Annotated in this window: 22 protein-coding genes; 15 read left to right on the forward strand and 7 right to left on the reverse strand. The window is 48.0% G+C overall.

Features of this window, described 5'->3' with window-relative positions:
- Window positions 1-35 precede the first annotated feature (35 nt).
- From BM082_RS11370 to BM082_RS11430, 13 genes are all read left to right on the forward strand, one after another.
- Complete coding sequence (locus tag BM082_RS11370) at window positions 36-737, forward strand: LPS-assembly lipoprotein LptE (protein ID WP_074926972.1); 702 nt, start codon at window positions 36-38, stop codon at window positions 735-737.
- A complete protein-coding gene (gene holA / locus BM082_RS11375) occupies window positions 734-1762 on the forward strand; it encodes a DNA polymerase III subunit delta (protein WP_074926975.1) in 1029 nt (342 codons plus the stop codon). Before BM082_RS11370 ends, holA begins: the two co-directional genes overlap by 4 nt.
- 134 nt (window positions 1763-1896) lie before the next feature.
- Complete coding sequence (gene rsfS, locus BM082_RS11380) at window positions 1897-2214, forward strand: ribosome silencing factor (RefSeq protein WP_017011306.1); 318 nt, start codon at window positions 1897-1899, stop codon at window positions 2212-2214.
- Between the two features lie 4 nt (window positions 2215-2218).
- On the forward strand, window positions 2219-2689 hold the full coding sequence (gene rlmH / locus BM082_RS11385) for a 23S rRNA (pseudouridine(1915)-N(3))-methyltransferase RlmH (protein WP_017011307.1): 471 nt from the start codon (window positions 2219-2221) through the stop codon (window positions 2687-2689).
- A gap of 3 nt (window positions 2690-2692) precedes the next feature.
- Window positions 2693-4570: a penicillin-binding protein 2 gene (gene mrdA / locus BM082_RS11390; protein WP_017011308.1), complete on the forward strand. Its 1878-nt coding sequence runs from the start codon at window positions 2693-2695 to the stop codon at window positions 4568-4570.
- A complete protein-coding gene (gene mrdB, locus BM082_RS11395) occupies window positions 4567-5688 on the forward strand; it encodes a peptidoglycan glycosyltransferase MrdB (protein WP_017011309.1) in 1122 nt (373 codons plus the stop codon). The genes mrdA and mrdB overlap by 4 nt, the downstream gene beginning before the upstream one ends.
- Window positions 5688-6485, forward strand: a complete 798-nt coding sequence (locus tag BM082_RS11400; RefSeq protein WP_017011310.1) for a septal ring lytic transglycosylase RlpA family protein — start codon at window positions 5688-5690, stop codon at window positions 6483-6485. Before mrdB ends, BM082_RS11400 begins: the two co-directional genes overlap by 1 nt.
- Before the next feature lie 109 nt (window positions 6486-6594).
- Complete coding sequence (locus tag BM082_RS11405) at window positions 6595-7767, forward strand: serine hydrolase (protein ID WP_017011311.1); 1173 nt, start codon at window positions 6595-6597, stop codon at window positions 7765-7767.
- A gap of 219 nt (window positions 7768-7986) precedes the next feature.
- Window positions 7987-8256: a DUF493 family protein YbeD gene (gene ybeD, locus BM082_RS11410; protein WP_017011312.1), complete on the forward strand. Its 270-nt coding sequence runs from the start codon at window positions 7987-7989 to the stop codon at window positions 8254-8256.
- 149 nt (window positions 8257-8405) lie between these two features.
- Window positions 8406-9059 (forward strand): lipoyl(octanoyl) transferase LipB, encoded by a 654-nt coding sequence (gene lipB / locus BM082_RS11415; RefSeq protein WP_017011313.1) that lies wholly within the window; start codon window positions 8406-8408, stop codon window positions 9057-9059.
- On the forward strand, window positions 9056-10021 hold the full coding sequence (lipA, locus tag BM082_RS11420) for a lipoyl synthase (RefSeq protein WP_017011314.1): 966 nt from the start codon (window positions 9056-9058) through the stop codon (window positions 10019-10021). Before lipB ends, lipA begins: the two co-directional genes overlap by 4 nt.
- 231 nt (window positions 10022-10252) lie before the next feature.
- Entirely contained in the window at window positions 10253-11794 is a 1542-nt protein-coding gene (locus BM082_RS11425) for a YjjI family glycine radical enzyme (protein ID WP_074926977.1), read from the forward strand.
- Between the two features lie 30 nt (window positions 11795-11824).
- Window positions 11825-12721, forward strand: a complete 897-nt coding sequence (locus BM082_RS11430) for a YjjW family glycine radical enzyme activase (RefSeq protein WP_074926979.1) — start codon at window positions 11825-11827, stop codon at window positions 12719-12721.
- On the opposite strand, the gene BM082_RS11435 is transcribed toward BM082_RS11430, so the two are convergent.
- The 7 genes from BM082_RS11435 to BM082_RS11465 all read right to left on the reverse strand — a co-directional run bounded on the left by BM082_RS11435 (window position 12718) and on the right by BM082_RS11465 (window position 20301).
- Window positions 12718-13641 (reverse strand): LysR family transcriptional regulator, encoded by a 924-nt coding sequence (locus tag BM082_RS11435; RefSeq protein ID WP_074926981.1) that lies wholly within the window; start codon window positions 13639-13641, stop codon window positions 12718-12720. The genes BM082_RS11430 and BM082_RS11435 overlap by 4 nt on opposite strands.
- 154 nt (window positions 13642-13795) lie before the next feature.
- Window positions 13796-15064 carry a glutamate-5-semialdehyde dehydrogenase gene (locus BM082_RS11440; protein ID WP_074926983.1) on the reverse strand — a complete coding sequence of 423 codons (1269 nt, stop codon included), beginning with the start codon at window positions 15062-15064 and terminating at the stop codon, window positions 13796-13798.
- Between the two features lie 51 nt (window positions 15065-15115).
- Window positions 15116-16273, reverse strand: a complete 1158-nt coding sequence (gene proB / locus BM082_RS11445; RefSeq protein ID WP_074926998.1) for a glutamate 5-kinase — start codon at window positions 16271-16273, stop codon at window positions 15116-15118.
- 105 nt (window positions 16274-16378) lie between these two features.
- On the reverse strand, window positions 16379-16783 hold the full coding sequence (crl, locus tag BM082_RS11450; protein WP_017011320.1) for a sigma factor-binding protein Crl: 405 nt from the start codon (window positions 16781-16783) through the stop codon (window positions 16379-16381).
- 225 nt (window positions 16784-17008) lie between these two features.
- The gene (frsA, locus tag BM082_RS11455) at window positions 17009-18262 is read right to left on the reverse strand and encodes an esterase FrsA (RefSeq protein WP_074926984.1); all 1254 of its coding nucleotides are present in this window, start codon (window positions 18260-18262) and stop codon (window positions 17009-17011) included.
- 228 nt (window positions 18263-18490) lie between these two features.
- Window positions 18491-18949, reverse strand: a complete 459-nt coding sequence (gpt, locus tag BM082_RS11460) for a xanthine phosphoribosyltransferase (protein ID WP_017011322.1) — start codon at window positions 18947-18949, stop codon at window positions 18491-18493.
- A gap of 65 nt (window positions 18950-19014) precedes the next feature.
- Window positions 19015-20301 carry an NCS2 family permease gene (locus BM082_RS11465; protein WP_017011323.1) on the reverse strand — a complete coding sequence of 429 codons (1287 nt, stop codon included), beginning with the start codon at window positions 20299-20301 and terminating at the stop codon, window positions 19015-19017.
- Window positions 20302-21182: 881 nt separating this feature from the next.
- Between BM082_RS11465 and BM082_RS11470 the strand changes: the two genes are divergently transcribed.
- Window positions 21183-22823, forward strand: a complete 1641-nt coding sequence (locus tag BM082_RS11470) for a methyl-accepting chemotaxis protein (protein ID WP_017011324.1) — start codon at window positions 21183-21185, stop codon at window positions 22821-22823.
- 129 nt (window positions 22824-22952) lie between these two features.
- Complete coding sequence (locus BM082_RS11475; protein ID WP_017012638.1) at window positions 22953-24413, forward strand: aminoacyl-histidine dipeptidase; 1461 nt, start codon at window positions 22953-22955, stop codon at window positions 24411-24413.
- Window positions 24414-24446 lie beyond the last annotated feature (33 nt).

Here is a 24446-nt window from a genome sequence, read left to right on the forward strand (position 1 = left end):
TAACGCCCTTGACCGAAAAGAAAGGGAGTAATTCGGTGACATCGATCTTTCGTTCTCTCCGAACCCTGCTCGTTGTGGTGGCCGCTTTGGCCACCGCATCTTGCGGATTCCATCTCCGCGGTAGCTACAACCTACCTGACGAGATTCAAAAGCTTTCAATCACGAGCTTCGATAAATACGGGGCACTCACCCGTGAGATGAAAACCCAACTTCGCTTGCACGATATCGACATTATCGAGCCTGCAGAACGCATTTCTAATCTCCGTCTGAATGGTGAGTCCTACGGCGAAAGCACCTTGTCGCTTTACCAAAACAGCCGCGTGGCAGAAAAGCAATTTGCTTACTCTGTCAGCTATACAGTGACTGTTCCAGACAAGGGCAACTACAACTTCTCGACGTCACTAAGCCGCACATACCTTGATAACCCTCTGACTGCTTTGGCTAAATCAGTGGAAGAAGAGATGTTAGCGCAAGAGATGCGTGTAGAAGCGACCAAGCAAATCATGCGACAGCTTGCTCGTTTGAATGCACATATCGAAGAATTTGAACGCAAAGAAGCGGAAGAAAAAGCGCTGCGCGAACTCTACCAAGGCTTCAGCGAAGAAACACCGTCTGTATCGATTGAAACGCGTTTCGACGGTAAAGATGAACCTCAAGGTAAGCCGCTATCGAGCTACTCAACAACGCCATCAGACGATACAACCGAAGCGCGCGTAGAGGGTGACACCACCCCATGAGGATCTACCCAGAACAACTGACACAGCGCCTTTCCCAAGGCTTGTGTCAGACTTACTTGCTGTTTGGCAATGAGCCTCTGCTCAAGCAAGAGTCTATTCAATCCATCCTCAATACCTCGCTGCAGCAAGGTTTCGAAGAGAAACACCGTTTTTCTGTCGATAACCAACTGAATTGGCAAGAGGTCTACGATGTTTGCCAGGCATTAAGCTTATTCGCAAGCCGTCAGGTGCTGATTCTTACCTTACCGGATTCAGCCCTGACCGCCGCACAAGCCAACGCCCTCAAAGCGCTTGAACCCTTCTTGCATCAAGATATTTTACTGATCTTAGACGGCCCAAGACTCAACAAGAAGCAAGAGTCCGCGCAGTGGTTCACGTTGTTCCAAAAAAATGGCGTATACATCCCATGCAATACACCGGATGCAAGACAGCTTCCGCGCTTTATCGAAGCACGCTGTCGTGAACTTCATTTAAAGCCAGACCATGAATCCGTGATGCTGCTTGCCCAGTGGCATGAAGGCAACTTGTTGGCGTTGTCGCAAAGCCTGATGAAGCTTCAACTGCTTTATCCTGACGGAGCGCTTACGCTGATTCGTCTTCAGGAGGCGTTGTCACGACACAACCATTACACCCCCTTCCAACTGACCGATGCCCTTATTGAAGGCAAAGCAAAGCGTGCCGTGCGCATTGTGCGTCAGCTCCAAGCTGAAGGGGTAGAGATAACATTGCTGTTGCGTGTTATCCAAAAAGAACTGGTACAACTTTGTAAGATGCAAGAATACGGCGCATCGGGAATGGGCTTAAATACCCTCTTTGACCATTTCAGAGTATGGCAAAACCGACGTCCAATACTCACTGCCGCCTTACATCGTCTGCCGCAGCCTCGATTAATGCTGTTACTTCACCGACTCGCAGACATTGAGGTGATGGTAAAAACGGACTTTGACAGCCAACCTTGGCCAGCACTCTCGGCGTTCACCATTGAAATGTGTGGTCATCCCGTGATGCGTGAACCTGTCAACTAACCGTCAAATCCCAACACGCTGTATTTTATTCCGATTCGCTAGTGTTATAATTTTTCGAACAATAGCCCTACATTCAGGGTTAAAGCTCGAAATACAACCCACTGGCGATCCGCGACAAGATTAAGGGGAAAGCATTGCTTCCGGAACAACTTCAACACTTTGTTGTCGATAAAGCAGATGACATGAAAGCCGTCGACATCGTTATTCTTGATGTTCGTGAAAAAAGTAGCATCACCGATTTTATGGTGCTGTGCACCGGCAACTCAAAACGCCATGTTTCTTCTATCGCAGAACATGTGGCGGATGAAGCCAACGCGGCGAATATCAATACCTTAGGTATGGAAGGTCAGAACGAAGGTGAATGGGTTGTCTTAGATCTCGGTGATGTGATGCTCCACATCATGCAAGACGAGCAACGCCAAACCTATGAGCTAGAAAAACTGTGGAACTGATCCGATGAAACTGCAATTGATCGCGGTAGGCACAAAAATGCCGAAATGGGTCGAAGAAGGCTATAAAGAATATAGCCGTCGATTCCCAAAAGACATGCCGCTTGAACTGATCGAAATCACCGCAGGAAAACGCGGAAAGAACGCAGACATCGCGCGAATTCTTCAAAAAGAAGGAGAAGCGATGTTGGCCGCAGTGCCAAAAGGAAACCGCATTGTAACACTCGACATTCCTGGAAAGCGTTGGGATACCGAACAGTTGGCAGGACAGCTTGAAAGCTGGAAACTCGACGCCCGTGACGTATCTATCCTTATTGGTGGTCCTGAAGGTCTATCGCCAGCATGTAAAGCAGCGGCGGATCAAAGTTGGTCACTCTCTCCTTTGACGCTTCCTCACCCGCTGGTTAGGGTTGTAATGGCAGAAAGTTTATACCGCGCCTGGAGCATTACGGCGAACCACCCTTACCACCGAGAATAATGAATGAAGCACAAGCGTAGTCCAATACGCGATCATCAGGCCGAATCTTCTCTGTTTTTCCGCCGAGCCGTTGTGGCTTTCGGCGGCATCTTTGCGCTTGTCGGAATTTTGCTTTTTAACCTCTACAACATCCAAGTAGAGGACCATGATGATTACATTACCCGCTCAAATGACAACCGTATCAAGGTGGTGCCTGTTGCCCCTAACCGCGGTTTGATTTACGACCGCAAAGGCAAACTGCTCGCAGAGAATCGCCCAGTCTATGCACTTGAGATCACGCCTGAGCAAGTCAAAGATATCCCCGAAACCATTGCGCGCTTGCAAGACATCATGCCGATCAGTGAACGGGAAATTGCCTCATTCGAACGTGATAAAAAACGCACACGCCGATTTAATGCCGTTGCGCTGAAAAACCAACTCTCGGAAGAAGAAGTGGCGATATTTTCTGCCAATCAACACAAATTCCCAGGCGTTGAAATCAAAGGCTACTTAAAGCGTTATTACCCTTATGGAGACGCACTTACCCATGTCATGGGTTATGTAGCCAAAATCAACGACAAAGACATCGCTCGCCTTGAACGCGAAGAGCGTATCAGTAACTACAAAGCAACCCGCGACATCGGCAAGCTGGGCATAGAGCGTTTTTATGAAGGTGAACTGCACGGCACCGCTGGCTACCAAGAGGTAGAAGTTAACAGCCGCGGCCGTGTGATCCGTACCCTTAAATATGTGCCACCAGAACCAGGTAAAGATCTGGTGTTGAACCTCGATATCGATTTGCAGCTCTATATTCGTGGCATTATGGGCGACCGACGCGGCGCTGTTGTCGTGCTCGATCCTAAAGACTCTTCCGTACTCGCCATGGTCTCGACCCCAAGTTATGACCCTAACCTGTTTGTTCATGGTATTTCAGGCCCCGACTACCGCGCCTTACTGAACGACAAAAACCGACCTTTAGTAAACCGCGCTACGCTCGGTATCTACCCACCGGCATCCACCGTTAAACCTTTCATTGCTGTCGCGGCATTGGAAGAAAAAGTGGTCACAACCAATACGACGCGAAACGACCCTGGCTATTGGCGATTACCTAACTCCAAAACCCGCCCGTTTCGTGATTGGTTGGCATGGGGTCATGGCCGTGTAAACCTAAAACAGTCAATAGAAGAATCGGTGGATACCTTCTTTTATCAAATCGCCTATGACATGGGGATTGATCGCATCTCAAGTTGGATGAGCCGCTTTGGGTTCGGTGATTACACCGGTATCGATATTCACGAAGAAAGCAAAGCAAACATGCCAACCCGTGAATGGAAAATGGCACGCTACCGTAAGCCTTGGTACCAAGGGGACACCATTCCTGTCGGTATCGGTCAAGGCTATTGGACGGCCACCCCGATGCAGCTCGCGAAAGCCACCACAGTGTTAGTGAACAAAGGCAAAGTTAACCCGCCTCACCTTCTGATGCGCACCATCAACGAAGGCGTGCAGGAACAAGCCACGTTCGCCCCTTACCCGCCGATTGAAAACGTCAAAGACAAATATTGGTCAACTGCCCTTGAAGGCATGAGATTAGTCAATCACGGTAAAAAAGGCACCGCACGTCGCGCATTTGCAAATACGCCATACATCACAGGTGGCAAGTCGGGCACGGCACAAGTCTTTGGTTTGGGCGAAGATGAAGAGTACAACGCCGACGAATTGGCGGAACACCTTCGAGATCATGCACTTTACACTGGCTTTGCACCGTTCGAAGACCCTGTCGCGGTTGTTTCCATGGTGCTTGAGAACGCCGGTGGCGGTTCTAGCCAAGGTGGCCCAATCGCACGACGTATCTTTGATCATATCTTGCTCGACAAAGACAATGAGGAGAAAACCCAGTGAGCCTTCTAGCGTCATCAGGACAGAAAAAGACGATCCTTGATCGTCTTCATCTCGATGCCCCGTTACTATTGGGCATTCTGGCACTGATGGGCTTTGGCTTGATTGTGATGTGGAGTGCAAGCGGACAAAACGTTGCCATGATGGAACGACAAGTGTTTCGCATGTTTCTCTCATTAGGTGTGATGTTTGTGCTCGCACAGGTGTCTCCCAGGCACTACGAGTTTTGGGCACCCTATTTATACGTAACAGGCATCATCATGCTCTTTGCCGTGCTCTTTTTTGGTGAAACGGCCAAAGGCGCACAGCGGTGGCTGAATTTAGGTGTCATTACCTTTCAGCCTTCCGAGCTTATCAAGCTCGCCGTACCACTCATGGTCGCTCGCTTTATCGGTAAAGAGCCTCTGCCACCGCGATTCAGAAACCTTGCGATAGGTTTGGTGCTGGTCTTCGTGCCCACCATTCTGATTGCCAAACAACCGGACTTAGGTACATCGATTCTTATTGCTGCATCTGGCATTTTCGTGTTGTTTCTATCTGGCATTAGCTGGCGAATCATTTTTGCAGCGGGCACCTTGGTGGCCGCCTTCATTCCCGTGCTGTGGTTCTTCTTAATGCGCGAGTATCAGCGCACGCGCGTACGCACCTTGTTTGACCCTGAATCCGATCCGCTCGGTGCGGGCTACCACATCATCCAATCTAAAATTGCGATTGGCTCTGGCGGTGTCAGCGGCAAAGGTTGGTTGCTAGGCACCCAGTCTCAACTGGAGTTTTTACCTGAACGCCACACGGACTTCATTTTCGCAGTGATTGCAGAAGAATGGGGGCTGATTGGTGTTGCTTGCTTATTGGCACTGTACCTCTTCATCATCGGGCGCGGTTTAATGCTTGCTAGCCGAGTACAAACGGCGTTTGGTCGCATGATGGCAGGCAGTATTGTGCTCAGTTTCTTTGTCTATGTCTTTGTGAACATAGGCATGGTAAGCGGGATTTTACCCGTTGTTGGTGTTCCACTGCCCCTTGTGAGTTATGGGGGGACATCGATGGTGACGCTAATGGCTGGCTTCGGCATTCTCATGTCGATCCATACACATAGAAAAATGCTCTCTAAGGCTCTGTAATGAAAAAATACCTTATTATCACTGCGATGTTGCTTTCAGGCTGTGTTTCTGAAGATGGGCGCTACAGCCTTTCCGATGATAAAGCACCAGAAACGTCACCAACGTTGGCACACATTGAAGATGCACAGCCTCGTTACGAGCCCTATAGCCGCGCAGGAAACAGCAATTACACCGTTCTCGGTAAAGACTATGAAGTGCTCAAAGCGCCTGAAGCGTTTTCTGAAACAGGCATTGCGTCTTGGTATGGCGAAAAATTCCACGGCCACAAAACGTCAAACGGCGAAATTTACGACATGTACTCCATGTCCGCTGCGCATAAAACATTGCCGATCCCAAGCTACGTCGAAGTTGAAAACACCAGCAATGGTAAAAAAGCCATTGTACGCGTGAATGACCGCGGTCCTTTTCATGAAGGTCGCGTGATTGATTTAAGCTATGCGGCTGCATCGAAATTAGACGTACTAAAAACGGGAACCGCACCTGTAAAAGTGACCTTACTCAAAATTGGCAAACCTACTGATGATACAGAGTGGCAAGGTGCACGATTAAACCGTTACTTTGTACAATTGGTGGCTATCTCGGACCAAATGAAAGCAACCAAAGCGGCTGAAACATTTGCAAAACAATTTGATTTGCCAACCGACATTCGCCAATCAGGAAACGTGTATCGCGTTCGCCTAGGCCCATTTTACGACTATGATCAAACGCAAAATGCGGCGATGAAAGCTCGCGAGCAGCAAATAAATGAGGCATTTATTGTTGCAGAACCGATTGCAGGTGAACTGTCGCAAAAATAGAATGTCATTAATTAGTAAGTTGTTGTAACCCTGTCTGACACTTAATCAGCCGATCTGATATAGTGTTGCCAGTTTTGACTAGAGAAATACCAAGTAAGTACCTAAAACTATGAATAAATCATCCTCTTTGTTGCGCTCTTTAGTCTTATCGACTGCCGTTTTAGCATCCGCATCAGCGGTCGCTGCGCCTTCCGTTGTCCCAGATGCCCCGCAGATCGCTGCGAAAGGCTACGTATTGATGGACTACAACTCGGGCAAAGTCCTTGCCGAGAACAATGCCTACGAGCGTTTAAACCCTGCTAGCTTGACCAAGATGATGACCAGCTATGTCATCGGCCAAGAAGTGGAACGTGGCAACATCAGCCTCGAAGACGACGTTGTGATCAGTAAAAACGCATGGGCGAAAAACTTCCCAGGCAGTTCAAAAATGTTTATTGAAGTGGGCACAACAGTCTCTGTTGCCGACTTGAACCGAGGCATCATCATCCAATCAGGTAACGATGCCTGTGTTGCTATGGCTGAACACGTGGCCGGATCTGAAGATTCATTTGTCGACCTGATGAATGGTTGGGCGAAAACACTGGGCATGAAAGATACCCATTACGCCAACTCACACGGCCTTGACCATGATGAGCTTTACTCAACGCCTTATGACCTTGCGCTACTAGGCCAAGCCTTGATTCGTGATGTTCCTGAAGAGTATCGCATCTACGAAGAGAAATCGTTCACTTACAACGGCATCACCCAATACAACCGTAACGGTCTACTTTGGGATAAGAGCATGAACGTTGATGGCATTAAAACAGGCCATACCGACAAAGCGGGTTACAACCTTGTCAGCTCTGCGACTGAAGGCAAAATGCGTCTTATCGCGGTTGTGATGGGCACCAACAGTGCAAACGCTCGTAAAGCTGAAAGTAAAAAACTGCTTAACTACGGTTTCCGTTTCTTCGAAACTGTCGCACCGCACAAAGCGAACGAAACATTTGTGACTGAGAAAGTCTGGATGGGCGACACTGACCAAGTGGCTTTGGGTGTATCAGAAGATACCTACGTAACCCTGCCACGCGGTAAAGCACGTGACTTGGAAGCAAGCTTTGTTCTCGAGAAAACGCTTGAAGCACCCATCGTCAAAGGCGACGTTGTGGGTAAGCTTTACTACCAAGTTGATGGCGAAGACATCGCGGAATATCCACTGGTTGCGTTGAATAACGTACAAGAAGGTGGTTTGTTCAGCCGCTTGATGGACTACATCATCATGTTCTTCAAGAGCTTGTTCTAAGTTCGCTCAGAAAGAACATTAGCAATTTCAAAAGGCAGCCGATGGCTGCCTTTTTATTTTGATTCTTCGTCCCCATATAAAAAGAAATCACGGGGTTTTACATCGTCTTGTTTTCTGTTAACAGGACGATTACTATGCTCCCCAATTCACAAATCGTGATCATAAGCACAAAAGATAGACGCCCAGAGAGTGTATTTGGCGTCCAGCCTGGAGTAGAAAATGCAAGAGCAACCAAAACTAAAAGACCTGCTGGAGTTCCCATGTAAGTTCACTTACAAAGTCATGGGCTACGCCAAACCAGAACTTACAGATCTGGTTTTGGAAGTTATCCAGCGTCACGCACCGGGTGACTACACCCCAAGCGTAAAACCAAGTGGCAAAGGCACATACAACGCGGTATCTGTCTCTATTACAGCCACTTCTATCGAACAAGTTGAAACGCTGTATAAAGAACTGGGTGACATTGAAATTGTACGCATGGTTCTCTAACCAGCTGTTACCATTCTGAAATACCCTTACTGACGGCGGCTGTTAATTCAGCCGCCACTCATTATAATGCTGGAGAGAAGGCCGACATATTCAGCCAATCTCAGACTCAGTCCACATCTTTACCAATTCAACGCGAAGCAGGTGCCAATTTGCAGCAGAACCGTCTTATCATCAGACAACTTGGGTTGCAGCCATACGAACCTATCTTGCAAGCTATGCATACATTTACTGACGAACGCGACAGTGATACATGCGATGAAATTTGGTTGGTAGAGCATGAGCCTGTGTTTACACAAGGCCAAGCGGGCAAAGCAGAACATTTATTGGCAACGGGTGACATACCCGTTGTACAGAGTGATCGTGGTGGACAAGTAACGTACCATGGTCCCGGTCAGCAAGTGGCATACATACTGATCGACCTAAAACGAAACAAAATGGGCGTGCGCGAGCTGGTCACTCATATCGAAAACACCGTTATCGATACACTGGCTCACTTTGACATCGAATCAAACGCACGTCCTGATGCGCCAGGCGTCTATGTGAAAGACACAAAAATATGCTCACTGGGTCTTCGTATCCGTCGAGGATGTTCTTTCCACGGCCTCGCGCTCAACGTAAACATGGATCTTTCTCCCTTCCTGCGTATCAACCCATGTGGTTATGCGGGGATGGCGATGACGCAAACTGTCGATCTTGGTGGCCCAGCCTCGTTGGCTGAGTTAAACCCAGTGTTAGTAGATAAACTGACTTCGCACCTCGGTTACGATCAGGTCGAGTCCCTAACAGAAAGCAATCAATTATGAGCAAACCGATCCAGATGGAACGCGGCGTGAAATACCGCGATGCAGACAAAATGGCGCTCATCCCGGTCAAGAACATGCCGACCGAGAAAAAAGAGATGCTGCGCAAGCCCGAGTGGATGAAGATAAAACTTCCTTCTGACAGCAAACGTATTCAGGAAATTAAGTCTGCATTGCGTAAAAACAATCTGCATTCTGTCTGTGAAGAAGCGTCTTGCCCAAACTTGGCGGAGTGTTTCAACCACGGCACAGCCACGTTCATGATTTTGGGTGCGATTTGTACTCGCCGCTGCCCATTCTGTGACGTTGCCCATGGTCGTCCAAACGCTGCTGATGAAAATGAGCCAGCGAAACTGGCAAAAACCATCAGCGACATGAAGCTGAAATACGTGGTGGTCACCTCCGTTGACCGTGACGACTTGCGTGACGGTGGTGCAAAACACTTTGCTGACTGTACCCGTGAAATTCGTGCTTTGAACCCAGAAATCCGTATCGAAACCTTGGTACCTGATTTCCGTGGTCGCATGGAAACCGCACTTGAGTTGCTAAAAGACAACCCACCTGACGTGTTCAACCACAACTTAGAAACTGCGCCGCGCCTTTACCGTAAAGCGCGTCCAGGTGCGAACTACAAGTGGTCGCTCGAACTGTTGAAGAAATTTGGTGAAATGCACCCGAACGTGCCAACCAAATCTGGCGTCATGATGGGCTTAGGCGAGACCAAAGAAGAGATCGTCCAAGTCCTGAAGGATTTGCGCGAGCACGGCGTGACCATGCTGACATTGGGCCAATACCTTGCCCCAAGCCGTCACCACTTGCCGGTTGAACGTTACGTGCCACCTGAAGAGTTCGACGAGCTACGTGATATCGCGTTAGAGCTAGGCTTCACACACGCTGCGTGTGGTCCGTTTGTACGCTCTTCTTACCATGCAGACCTGCAAGCACAGGGCGTGGAAATCAAATAAGTCGCTTTAACTGACTTTTGAATAAATAGCGCCGAGTATCTACTCGGCGTTTTTGTTTTCCCTGCTCTTGCTGCTCTATCTGCACTTCCTGCTCTATCTGCACTTCCTGCTCTCCCTGCAATCATACTGCCACGGATTTCCAAAATGGAAACACCGCCTTCTCATCATATCAATAGTGGAAAAACCCTTATTCACAATAAAATAAACCCAAATTAAAGTAGGGTCTTTTCCATGAACAACAACCTATCTGAAATGCAGCAACGTTTTTACGACATCATCAACAACCCAAGTCTTTCACCAAAGCAAAAGAACCAGTTTCTTGCGCTAGAAGCAGAAGCTAGCCTGCCTTACCTGTCAATCACAGACAGCATCGAGCAAGCGATGAAGGATGGTGTGATTTGTGACATGTTCGAAGGCCATGCCCCCTTCAAACCACGTTACGTGCTGCCAGATTACGCGAAGTTCTTGTCGCAAGGTTCTGAACACCTAGAACTTGCGCCAGCGGAAAACCTTGATGATGCACTGAACATGCTAAACATCATCTACCATCACGTTCCATCAGTGACCAATATCCCTGTGTATGTTGGCCAGCTTGATGACGTGTTGATGCCGTATGTAGGCACGCTGACAGAAGAAGAGATCTACGAGAAGATCAAACGCTTCTGGATCATGCTTGACCGCACCCTGCCTGATGCCTTCATGCACGCGAACATTGGCCCTGCTGACAACATCATCTGTCGTACCATCCTGCGCGTTGATGCTGAACTAAAACAAATCGCGCCAAACCTGACGTTCATGTATGACCCTGCTGTCACGCCAGACGATCTTCTTCGTCACGCCACCAGCAACATCTGTGAATGCAGCAAGCCACACATTGCAAACTACCCAATGCATGCTGGCGCTTACGGTGACAAGCGATTCGGCATTGTGAGCTGCTACAACTCACTGCCATTGGCTGGCGGTTCAAACACTTTAGTGCGCATGAACCTAAAAGAAGCGGCAAGCAAAGCAACCAACAGCGACGATTTCATCAACCGTGTTCTGCCAACCTACAGCAAACTGATGGTTGAACTGATGGATGTACGCAGCACGTACCTGCATGAATCATCAAACTTCTTCACCAACTTCCTTGCGACTGAAGGACTGATTGAAGAAAGCCGATTTGCGCCAATGTTCGGTATCTACGGCATGGCTGAGGCTGTAAATACCTTGTTCGAAAAAGACGGCAAGCAAGGCAAGTACGGTCACGACATCAGCGCTAACGAATTGGGCCACGCAATTTCCGCGAAACTGGCGGCTTTGGTTGACGAAAACCCAGTCAAACATGGTTACAACGGTAAAGCACTTTTGCACGCACAAGGCGGTATCAGCCTAGATTTGGACGCAACCCCTGGCGTGCGTATTCCTTACGGTACTGAACCAGACCCAGTGACTTACGTGCATGCAACTGCGGGTCACCACAAGCACTACACCTCAGGCATCAGCGACATTCTGACGATTGATGAGACGGTAAAGTCAAACCCAGAAGCGATGTTCAACCTGTGTAAAGGCGCAATCAATTCAGGCTATCGTGAATTCACCGCGAACGTTGCATCAAACGATTTGGTTCGCGTCACAGGCTACATGATCAAACTGTCCGATATCGCGAAGTTTGATGACGAAGGTTCACGTAAGAACACCACGTGGTTGGGTGCAGAAGCATCGAAAAATACCGGTATTCTGAACCGCGCACCACGCGTCGTGAGCTTTGAATCAACGCCGATTTACAAATAATTACCGCTCATCGTTAAAGAGACCAAGAGAATGTCAGTCAAGCCAACGCAAAACGAAGCACTGGTCAGTCGTATTCTGACATTCTCTTGTGTTGATGGGCCGGGTAACCGTTTGGTGGTGTTTTTGCAGGGGTGCAATTTCGATTGCATCACGTGCCATAACCCGCACACCATCAATCACTGCACACATTGCGGTGATTGTGTGAAAAGCTGTCCAAGTGATGCCCTTTCCATTGCCTCACAGCAAAACGGCCCAAAGCAGCGTGTCATCTGGCACGCTGACAAGTGCACACATTGCGATCTTTGCATCGATGTGTGTCCAGACAAGTCCAACCCGAAAATCGTCAGCTACAGTGTGGATGACATGCTCGCGTTGATCCGCCAGCACCACTTTTTCCTCAATGGCATCACCATTTCAGGTGGTGAAGCGACACTGCAACTGCCTTTCATTATCGCGCTGTTCAAAGCGGTGAAATCCGATCCTGATCTTGCACACCTTACCTGCTATATCGACAGTAACGGTTCGCTATCACGCACGGGTTGGGAGCGCGTTTCCCCCTACCTTGATGGTGCCATGATCGATCTCAAAGCATGGCAATCAGACACGCATTTGTGGCTCGTCGGTCGAGATAAGCATCGCGTTATCGACACCATTGATTACTTGGCTACGCAGAACAAACTGCATGAAGTGCGTTTGCTGCATATACCGGGGAAAAGCGATTTGGATACCGAAGTCGATGCGGTAGGCGATTACCTCAACCCCCTGCCTAAAGAGGTAAAGATCCGCCTCAACGCGTTTCAACATCACGGTGTGATTGGTGAAGCGCTGACGTGGGAGAAATGCAGTGAAACCGAGATGAACCGCTTTCATAATTTACTGTTTTCGAAGATCAATCGCCCCATGCAATTACCGACGATTTACACCTAACTCTTTGCCGTGTCGCCAATCAGTTGATCATGCAGCCAGCGGCACGCTGGGTTGTTCAAACTCACGGTATTCCACACCAAGCTATACGCCACTTGTCCGTAATCAAACGGCAAGGTTTTTGCCACCAGCCCTTTTCCTTGTAGCGCCGTTTCAGCCCAACGCTTCGAGCACGTAAACAAATACGGCGAGTGCTGACACATTAATGCCGCCGAACCGAAATCCGCCACCATGGTCGCAATGTTTCTTGCACCATGTCGCTGCGTGAGTGTCTGCTCAAAGTAAGGTTCCGCCAAGTCTTTGTCGATCACACGAATATGCCGATAACTCAAGTATTTCTCTATCGTCAGCTCACCCTTGGCAAGCGGATGATGGTGATTCATCAAGCAGACCATTTCATCATTCAGAATCGCTTTCCACACCAAGTTCTTGCTGTGTGTCGGTGGCTGGCTGATATCATGAGGCAGCAGCAGAAAATCGATCTTCCCGCTCAGTAATGCCTCAAAACTGAATTGTTCTTTGGTGGAGATCACTAACTGAGCATGGTCACTCAACTGCTGAGAAATGCTCCCAAGCTGCGGGGCGAAAAGCTCAAACGTACTTTCACGCATCGACAAGGAAAGCGTACCCGTAAACGTCTCTGGCGCAAACTCGCCTTGTTGAAATATACCGTTAATGTTCGACAGCACATTGTGGATAGCTGGCCCAATGCTCAAGGCATATTGCGTAGGGGCGAGTTGATTACCTGTGCGGAAGAAAAGCTCATCGTTCAGCTGTGTTTTAAGCTGCGCCAATGCCTTGCTGACGCTCGATGGCGTGACACACAATATGTTGGCTGTCGCCGTCACGCTATGCGTCATCAAGAGCACATGCATCACGGTTAAGTGTTTAACGCTAATACGGGAAAGGGTCGCGTAATCCATCGAAGGTCATCATCATTTAAACAATCACGGCATAGCGTAGCGCTAAACCTTCCCTAGAGGTAGAGATATGCCTAAGTAACGTGGGGATATACAAGCGCCAGACACAAAAAAGGCGCTGAATCAGCGCCTTTTACTTCGATAATCCACTTCCCGATTATGGGCGAGACAGGTAATCCGCTTTACCTACCCATTTGTAGGTTGTCAGCTCCTCTAAGCCCATAGGGCCGCGAGCATGAAGCTTCTGAGTAGACACAGCAACTTCTGCGCCTAAACCGAACTGAGCGCCGTCTGTGAAGCGTGTAGAGGCATTCACGTAAACAGCAGCAGAGCCTGCGCCATTGATGAAAGCTTCAGTCGCGATCAAATCGTTGGTCAAGATCGCATCTGAGTGACTCGCATTGTGCTCACGCATGTGGGCAAGTGCGCCGTGAACATCAGCAACCAATGCCACACCTAGCGTGTAGCTCAGCCATTCCGTGTCGAAATCACCGTCGCCCGCTTCTTGCAGATCCGCCACACTGTTCAGTAATGGCAGCGCCGCTTTCTCAGCAACCACTTTCAACTTGTTGTCGTTGAGGAGCGGTGTCAGCTTTTCAAACAATGCAGCCGCAATGTCTTTGTTCACCAGCAAAGTATCCAGTGCGTTACACGCTGAAGGGCGCTGCGCTTTCGCGTTGATGATCAAATCCAACGCACGATCGAGATCCGCGGTTTTATCCACGTACATATGACTAATGCCAAAGCCACCGATGATCACTGGGATGGTGCTGTTCTCTTTACACATTTTGTGCAAGCCCGCACCACCACGAGGAATAATCATGTCCACGTAATCGTCAAGACGAAGCAATTCGCCTACCAGTTCACGATCCGGTTTTTCAATGTACTGAACAGACGATGCAGGCAAGTTGGCTTTTTCAAGCGCGGTTTGAATGACCTTCACCAACTCAACATTTGAGTGGAAGGTTTCACGGCCACCACGAAGAATGCTCGCATTGCCAGTTTTCAGGCACAGAGACGCGATATCAATCGTCACGTTAGGTCGTGCTTCATAAATCACGCCAATAACGCCAATGGGCTCACGACGGCGGCTCAACGTCATGCCGTTTTCCAGCACTTTACAATCCATTTCGCTGCCGACGGGGTCAGGCAGAGAAATGACATTGCGCACGTCTGCGGCAATGCCCGCCAAACGTGATTCGTTGAGTAATAGACGATCAAGCATGGCGTCGGGCAAACCTGCCTCTCTGCCTGCATCAATGTCTTTTGCGTTCGCCGCTAAAATCGCCGCTGCGTTCGCCTCGAGTTCATCAGCGATCACTGCCAGCGCGTGGTTCTTTTGCGCTGTTGGTGCCGTTGCCAATGCATATGCAGCATCTTTCGCTGCACGTCCCATGCTCTGTAAACTGGTTGTTTGCAGACTCATTATCGCCTCTATTGCTTCGTCCTTTTCGACTGCGGAACACCCGCAATCGGATTAATCTGTTACGACCAAATCATCGCAATGAATCGCGACAGGTCCATGTGCGTAACCCAGAATATCTTGAATGTCTTGGCTGTGTCGACCCGCGATCGCACTCAAGTCTTTGCTTGAATAACGACAAATACCGCGAGCGAGCTGCTTACCGTGCTGATCGCATATGCGCGCAACGGCACCGCGATCGAACGATCCTTTCACTGACACGATGCCTTTTGATAGCAAACTACTGTGGCGCTCAACAACAGCAGAAGCCGCGCCCGCATCAATGATGATGTCGCCCGCTGGCGGAGGACCAGCCAAGATCCAACGCTTACGGCTTTCTAACGGTGACTCAAGCGGCAGGAAGCGTGTGCCCGCCGGCTGGCCGTTTACCACGTGTTGAATCACTTCAGGGCGGCTACCCGCTGCAATGGTCACTTCAATGCCAGCACGGCGCGCCACGTCAGCGGCTTGCAACTTGGTCGCCATGCCGCCTGTGCCTAATCCACTGACACTGCCGCCAGCGAGCTGGTGTAGGGTTTCATCAATGGTGTGCACTTCACGAATCAGTTCGGCATCAGGGTTTGAGCGTGGATCAGCGGTAAACAATCCCGGCTGATCGGTCAAAAGAAGCAGTTTGTCTGCTTCGGCAAGAATGGCGACCAGTGCAGATAGGTTGTCGTTGTCTCCCACTTTGATCTCAGCGGTCGCAACGGCATCGTTTTCATTCACAACGGGAACAATGTTGTTGTCGAGTAAGGCTTGAAGCATATCGCGCGCATTTAAATAGCGCTCACGATCATCAAGGTCAGCACGGGTTAACAACATCTGACCGATGTGGATACCATAAATGTCGAACAGGCTTTCCCACTCTTGAATAAGACGGCTCTGCCCCACAGCAGCAAGCATTTGCTTGTTGGCAATGGTATTGGCGAGTTTGGGATGATTTAGATGGTGACGGCCCGCTGCGATTGCACCAGACGTAACAACAATGACTTGATGCCCTTGACGAATGAGCATGGCGCACTGACGCACAAGCTCGACAAGATGCGCCCGATCGATTTTGGTCGAGCCACCAGTAAGTACACTGGTGCCGAGTTTGACAACGATGGTCTGGCGATCTTGCTTATCACCAGCATCGGAAGTAACGGATGAAACGTATTCTTGGCCTGACATGATATTGATAACATAAAAGCAAATGAGCTCTTCTTTTATCAATCCCAGACCAAGATAACAAGTGAATAACGCAATCTCGTTACGATTCGAGACAAATCATCCGATTTATGCAGCAGAACCTAATTTTGGTTGCTTAAGTGTTGGAAGCGCGGTGATTTCTAATTGCAATTCACCTTCTACAAAATTACAGATCTTTTTATAAAAAGCATCAAGCGATTCTGTGACTTCTTTATTGCACTTTTTCGGCACATTGTCCGATTGCCACACACCTTCCGTATTGAATTTGCCAAACTTGTACGCATATTCAAAACCGCCCTCTTTTGGCGTTAACTCAAGCCACCAGCCCCAAAATTCACGACTTTCAGGGGGTTTCTTTGCATTCACACAGGCAGACAGACAATCGAAAAAGTAACGTTCTTCGGTTGATTTGTTCTGTCGAAGGTACGGCCCAATTTGGGTAAAACGCGTTAGCAGCCTTCCATGGGATAAGGTTTTGGTTTCTTCAGTCATAGCAAGATCCCTCAAGACGAGTCCAGTCTATTTATAATCAGTCTAATTTTGCTTACGTCGTTAGGCGTACAACTCAGAAATAACCATTTACAAAACTCGCCTAAAGTACGCAATGTTGTTTAACACTTAACCTTACTTATATAACACGCAATCACCAAAAATTCGTGCCTAGAACCTCATGATTATAAATTACGTCTTCATTTCGAGACATTAAGCAGATAATCATCACAAAGTTTTAGCGAACCATTTCATCGTTTCCAGCATTGCTCTGTGATATCCATCGTGAATAGGTTTATTTGGAAGCGTCATCGCTTTACCACCATGGCTATATAGTGCAGCCAATTGATTGTCGGTTTTCGGGCAAACCGGATCGTTTTCCAAATTCAATGCCAATACAGGTACTTTGGTGCGCCTGCCCGTTAGCAAACCTTGGTTTTTGAGCGACAACGCTTGAAGCTGAGTCAGCATTGCATCTGATGCACTGCCTTTCCCCATGCGCGATGCAATGGAATCAAGGTACATAGCGGGAGCCGCATTAAGCTTTTTAATGTCCACCAACATGGCATGAAGCATACCGCCAATGGACACACAGGATTTCACTCGGTTTTGCTCGACGAACGCCATTCTCACCGCAGCATTCGCAGCGAATCGCACACCAAGAAAACCCACACGGTGGTGATCGACCCAAGGCACAGACGCTAACTCATTCAACATGGCTTGATGAAGACGGCTACTATCTTCCGACAGATTCCAATGCGCACTTCGACCAATAGAGGGCATATCAATGGTCAGCATTGCGATGTTTGCAGGGGCAAAATAGGTTTCAAACAACCGCCATAGGTCGGTTTGCAAGCTATCCAAGCCACCACTCACAATTACCACAGGCAAAGGTGAATCGGTATGAGGCAAATACAAGAAGCCTTCCAGCGCTTTACCATCAACCTTCGCAACCACACTCTTTACCTTGTATGGCAATTTGTCGATCGCGGAATGGAATGCCTTATTGGCTAACGTTTCAGCTTGAAGCGCCAAGGTATCTCCTTTGAGGTGAGGGTACCCTGCAATGCTGAAATAGGTGCTCGTTCGCAGCCACGCATTCGCAGCAGCTTCTTTGCTTCCTTTTTCGTCATATTCCTGTGCGATGCGTTGCTGACGCATCCCAGATTGCGTCCATTCATACGCCCAATTTCCTGAGCGATAGCCCACCACCGTATCTAGCTGGTTGTCATGGGTTCTATCATTGTCAGATGCGGCAATGCGCGCCAAGGTCTCTTCCATATCAATAGGATCGACGCCTTGCCAAACCCATTGAGGACGGCGTAACACGCGATACCAATGGCTATCACTGTCACCATCAATCGCATTATTCGATTCTTTTTTCGCTTTGGTGGTAGAGCCTACAATGGTCGATGTTTCTCTGGCGAATTTAGTGTGTTTGAAGAGTTTTACGGAAAGGTTTTCGGAATCGGATGTGCTCACGGAACCACCCCTAATGTCGATGATTTAACTGGCATTAGTGTAAACCATGAGAGGAAGAAAGCTACAGAGCAGTTCTTGATATTGCGGTTTCAAGTAGAAACCAAGGAAAGTAACGAGAAACCCCGGGAAAATGCACAAGACTTACCATGTGCTAAATAGATAAAATATCAACACATACAAAAAAGCCCCTTTCGGGGCTTTTTCACTATCACATCGCACTAAGTAATATTAGCGCTTAGCAACAGGCTCAACAAACGTGACGCCCATGTCCCATGGTTGCTCAATCCAGCAATCCTGAGCAATGTCGACAACGTAATCGTCGACAAGGTGTTTACCTGCTGGTTTCGCACACACGGTCACGAATTTCGCTTTTGGGTACATTTCACGGATCACTTCTGCAGTGCCGCCAGTATCAACCAAATCGTCAACCACGATGAAGCCTTCGCCGTCACCTTCAGCTTTTTTGATAACACGCATATCACGCTGGTGATCATGGTCATAGCTAGAAATGCACACAGTATCAACGTGACGAATGCCTAGCTCACGAGCAAGAATCGCAGCAGGTACAAGACCTCCACGACTTACTGCAATAATCCCAGTCCATTGCTCTGCAGGTAACAATTTTTCAGCCAGTTGGCGGGTATACATTTGCATGTTGTCCCACGTGATAACAAACTTGTTGCTCATTTTAAAGAACCTCAGTGGCGACGGTCGCCATTTAACTCACAGATTTAATTGCGGCGTATTGTGGCTTACATAACAAATTTCAGCAAGAACAGCGCAGCAAGAACCCAAATACTAATAGGTACATCACGTCCTTTACCACTAAACGCTTTGATTGCGCAGTAAGAGATAAAGCCCAAGCCGATGCCGTGTGCGATTGAGTAGGTCAATGGCATCATCAAGCACACCACAACAACCGGTGCCGCTTCTGTCAGATCACGCCAGTTAACGCTCACCAAGCCAGACATCATAAGAATGGCAACGTAAAACAATGCACCCGCTGTCGCATAGGCTGGCACCATACCCGCCAATGGCGAGAACATCAGTGCTAACAAGAACAAGATGCCGACGACGACTGCAGTCAAACCAGTACGACCACCCGCAGCAACACCCGACACACTTTCAATGAATGACGTGGTGTTTGATGTACCCAAAACAGCACCTACTGTCGTTGCAGTACTGTCTGCCAATAGTGCGCGGTTCAAGCGAGGAAGTTTGCCGTCTTTGTCCATCAATTCAGCTTTAGTAGCAACACCGACCAATGTGCCCGCTGTATCAAACAAATCCACAAACAAGAAGGCGAAAACAACCGAAATCATGGCAACATCAAATGCACCAGACAGGTCCATCTGCATGAAAGTAGGCGCGAGGCTTGGCGGCGCAGAAACGATACCTGCGTATTGCACATTGCCCGAAACAACCGAAATGGCCGTCACGATCAAGATAGCAATCATTACCGCGCCTTTAATGCCGCGATTGACCAAACCAATTGTCAGGAAGAAGCCCAAGGCTGCCATTGCAGGTGCGAACGCTGATAGATCGCCCATTGACACCAAGGTCGCAGGGTGCGCAACAACGATGCCAGAGTTCTGCAACGCGATAAGCGCCAAGAACATACCGATACCTGCTGAAATGCCCGTGCGTAAAGAGAGAGGTATAGAGTTTATGATTAACTCACGGACTTTAAACAGGCTCAACGCAATAAAGCAAAGACCAGAAAGGAACACAGCACCTAAAGCCACCTGCCATGAGTATCCCATTTGGAATACAACCGTGTAGGTAAAAAAGGCGTTCAAGCCCATACCTGGTGCTTGTGCTACCGGGTAATTAGCAACGAGACCCATCACGAAACAGCCGATCGCCGCAGCCAAACAGGTCGCAACAAACACAGCGCCGCGATCCATGCCTGTTTCAGATAAGATGGCTGGGTTAACAAAGATGATGTAAGCCATCGTCAGGAAAGTGGTTAAACCTGCAATAACTTCGGTGCGTATATCAGTACCTTGCTCTTTTAATTTAAAAAGACGCTCAAGCATGGCTTTCGTTCCTTGGAAAGTGAGTGTGTCTGCCAATATTACGCAAACGTTTGGCTAAACGTTTGCGTCTGAATTTGACGCGAATCTTACTCGCCAATTATCGAAATTTCCAGCGTGAATTAAGTCACACTGACTTCAACTGTTGATGAATCAATCAGAGACACATCATATCGGCGAATTTTTGTCGCATAAGCTCAATACTAGAGCCAAAAATCGATGATTAAATAGACAGATGAGAAATTTGAGATATGCATAAACTCAACATCAAAAGAATGAGAAGCCTGCCGATAGCTTTGACAAAACGAGAGAAAATGAAGACAAAAAAAACGCCACTATTTTAGCGGCGTCAGATTAAAACGTGGTTTCCAAATTAGAAACGAAATATCTGTATAGCGGGGGATGTATCAAATCGTGCAAGTCATCTTACTTGCGTTTATACCCGAACGGTGCCGGATATTTAAAATTACCAGTGAACACAGAACCAGTGTTCCAGTAGCGACATGCAGAATTACCTTTCATTCGGATTACCTCAAAAAATTTTCGTGAGAATGCAGCTTTAGTAAAGCTCGGTTCCATGGAGACGAAAATTTCGGGCTTATCCTTAAACATTGAAAGCGCATGGCTATGTTCTTGGGCGTCTTGCCCTTTCTTGAACGATGGGATAATAGACGACTCGAGGTTTAATTACAAACAAAAACGAGATCCGAGTCACAAAAAATTGCAATTGCAACCTAAAGGTAATTAAGGCACAGAAACGACATGCAACAGATGTTTACAAAATGTTATACGGTGCATAATTTAACGTACTAGTGTTGCTAAAGTGATAATTAATTGAAAATGTAGACCAATTAATAACAATATCGATAGGTCAGGATTGCATTATGGTTATCAATGCCATTCGAAACATAAAAATACGTAGTAGACTTTTCACGCTTGTCACCGTCACACTTCTCGCAATGCTCCTCCCAATTTATTTATTCGCAACGAGTAATTATCAAAACCTGATGTCTTTCAAACGAGGGGAAACTCAAGTTTTGGTTAACAGTGGCCATAGCCTGATCAACCACTATTATGAACGCTACCTAAGGGGAGAATTGAGCGAACCTGAAGCAAAGCAAGATGCACTCAATGCTATTTCATCACTCCGATATGACAACGGTAACTATTTTTGGATTAACGATTCAACACCCAAAATGGTACTTCACCCTATTAAGCCGAATCTCAATGGTAAGGACTTAAGAAACTTCAAAGATAAAGCAGACAAAAAGCTGTTTGTTGAAATGGCAAATGTTGCTCAACGATCTGGCGAAGGGTTCGTTAATTACTATTGGAGCAAGCCAAACGCCGATGTGCCAGTGGAAAAAGTCTCGTACGTTAAGCTATTTGAACCGTGGGGTTGGATTTTAGGCACCGGTATCTATGTTGATGACGTCAATGAAGCTTTTGCAAGTGAACTCACTAAGTTATTGCTCGGCGTCGGCATCATCCTATCCATCGTTCTAACAATCAGTGTCGCGATTGGACATTCCATCGTTGAACCGAGCACAGAAACCGCAAAGGCATTGAAAAACATCTCCAGTGGCGATGGAGACCTTACCCATAAATTATCGGTAAATGGTAAAGATGAACTAAGCCAAATAGCACGCTTCTTTAACCGATTCATCGATCAAATTCGCGCCATTGTCGGAGACATCAATCCTGTTTCAGATACCATTTCTCATTCAGCAAATGAAATGACACGCTTATCGAGATCGTCAGAAACATTGGCGAATCAACAAAACGTCGAACTAGAAAGCATTGCCGCAGCCGTCAATGAACTTCTCGCCAGCAACCAAGAAATTGCTACCTCATCTGCCAATGCAGCAGAAGAAGCCAGCAATGCCGCACAGCAATGTCATGCCGGCAAGAATGTCATTAATGATATGAACCAACAAATGAACGTTATGGTTGACTCACTCCGAGCTGCAAGTGGTGAGGCGAATTTACTTTCCGACGATTCAAAAAACGTCGGCAAGGTGCTCGATGTCATTAGAACAATTGCCGAGCAAACCAACTTGCTCGCATTGAACGCTGCAATTGAAGCAGCTCGAGCCGGAGATCAAGGTCGCGGATTTGCCGTCGTTGCAGACGAAGTGAGAACCCTCGCTATTCGTACACAACAAAGCACCGATGAAATTGAAGAGATCATCACTAACCTACAATCCCGCGCCTCTTCACTTAACAACGCTATCAGCAATACTCAATCTTTGTCAGAAACCACATCTACTCACAACCACGATGTGCTGAACGCATTGAACGAAATCGACACGAAAGTGAGCGAGATTACGCAAATAAACAATGCTATAGCGTCATCATGCGGACAACAAGCGGTCGCGACAGAAGAGATCAATGTGAACCTGCACGGACTCGTCGATAAAGGAAAGCAAACAGTTGACCAGAGTAAAGATTTAACCGAGCAAAGCATGGCACTTTCAGCGGTCAGCGTTCAACTTAAAAGTGCGATGGCACAGTTCAAGGTATAGCGTTTCACTAAAGATATAGTGGTATGCTTTTAACAAAGCATACTTTAACGTTACAAATTCTGATATTTTAACGGCATACAGCATAAGCTGTATGCCGTTTCTTTTTTTGTTTTATTTTGGAGATAGCCTGTGTCTGAGATCAGTCAATTGTCCCCGCAGCCTGTATGGCAGTTTTTCGATAAGATTTGTTCTATTCCTCATCCTTCCAAGCATGAGGAGCAACTTGCTCAATACATCATTGAATGGGCTCAGCAGGAAGGTCTTGCGGTGCGTCGTGACGACGTAGGTAACGTCTTTATCAAAAAAGCAGCCACCCCCGGCATGGAAAATCGCAAAGGCGTCGTACTTCAAGCGCACATCGACATGGTGCCGCAGAAAAATGAAAACACCGACCACGACTTCACTGTCGATCCGATTCGTCCATATATCGATGGCGAATGGGTCACCGCTGACGGCACAACGCTTGGCTCAGACAATGGCATGGGCATGGCGGCATGTCTTGCGGTGCTGGCATCAAAAGACGTAGAACACGGCCCACTCGAAGTGCTCCTGACTATCGATGAAGAAGCAGGCATGACGGGCGCGTTTGGATTACAAGAAGGGTGGTTAGAGGGCGACATCCTTTTGAACACCGATTCTGAACAAGAAGGCGAAGTGTACATGGGATGTGCTGGCGGCGTAGACGCAGCCATCACCTTCGCACTCGAGCGAGAAAACTTACCTTCGGGTTACGTTGCCAAAACGCTGCAAATCAAGGGCCTGAAAGGGGGTCACTCAGGTTGTGATATTCATACTGGCCGTGCGAACGCAAACAAATTGTTAGGTCGCTTTCTGGCAGGCCATAGCGAAGAGCTGGGTCTTCGCATTGTGTCTGTGCGTGGCGGTACACTGCGTAACGCTATCCCTCGTGAAGCATTTGCAGACGTTGCCGTTCCCGAAGAAAACGTTGAAAAGCTGGCATCATTGTTCGGCTACTATGAGCAACTGCTGAATCAAGAATTAAGTGCCATCGAAACAAATTTGTCACTGTCCATCATCGAAGCAGATGTAGGTCAGCAAGCACTTACCTCTTCCGTTCAATATCGCATCATTGCGGCGATCAATGCATGTCCAAATGGCGTGATTCGCATGAGCGATGACATTGAAGGCGTGGTTGAAACGTCACTTAACCTTGGCGTCATCACGACCGAGCAATCCTCCATGACGCTGCTATGCCTCATTCGTTCTTTGGCGGACAGCGGCCGTAGCTATGTTGAAAGCATGCTTCGTTCATTGGGTGAGTTGGCGGTTGCTGACGTGGCATTCTCCGGCGCATACCCTGGTTGGAAGCCTGATCCTGACTCGGAAATCATGAAAGTGTTCCGCAGTACTTATGAAGGCATTTACGATCGCGTTCCTAACATCATGGTGATTCACGCAGGCCTAGAGTGTGGTCTGTTCAAAGAACCGTACCCGAACATGGACATGATTTCGTTTGGCCCAACCATCAAATTCCCGCATTCGCCAGACGAGAAGGTAAACATTGAAACCGTCGGTCTGTTTTGGGAGCAAATGGTCGCCATGCTTAAAGCTATCCCAATGAAAGCATAATCCATACCTAAACACCCAATAGCAAAAGGGCAC

The organism is Enterovibrio norvegicus DSM 15893 (assembly GCF_900115495.1).
GTDB lineage: Bacteria > Pseudomonadota > Gammaproteobacteria > Enterobacterales > Vibrionaceae > Enterovibrio > Enterovibrio norvegicus.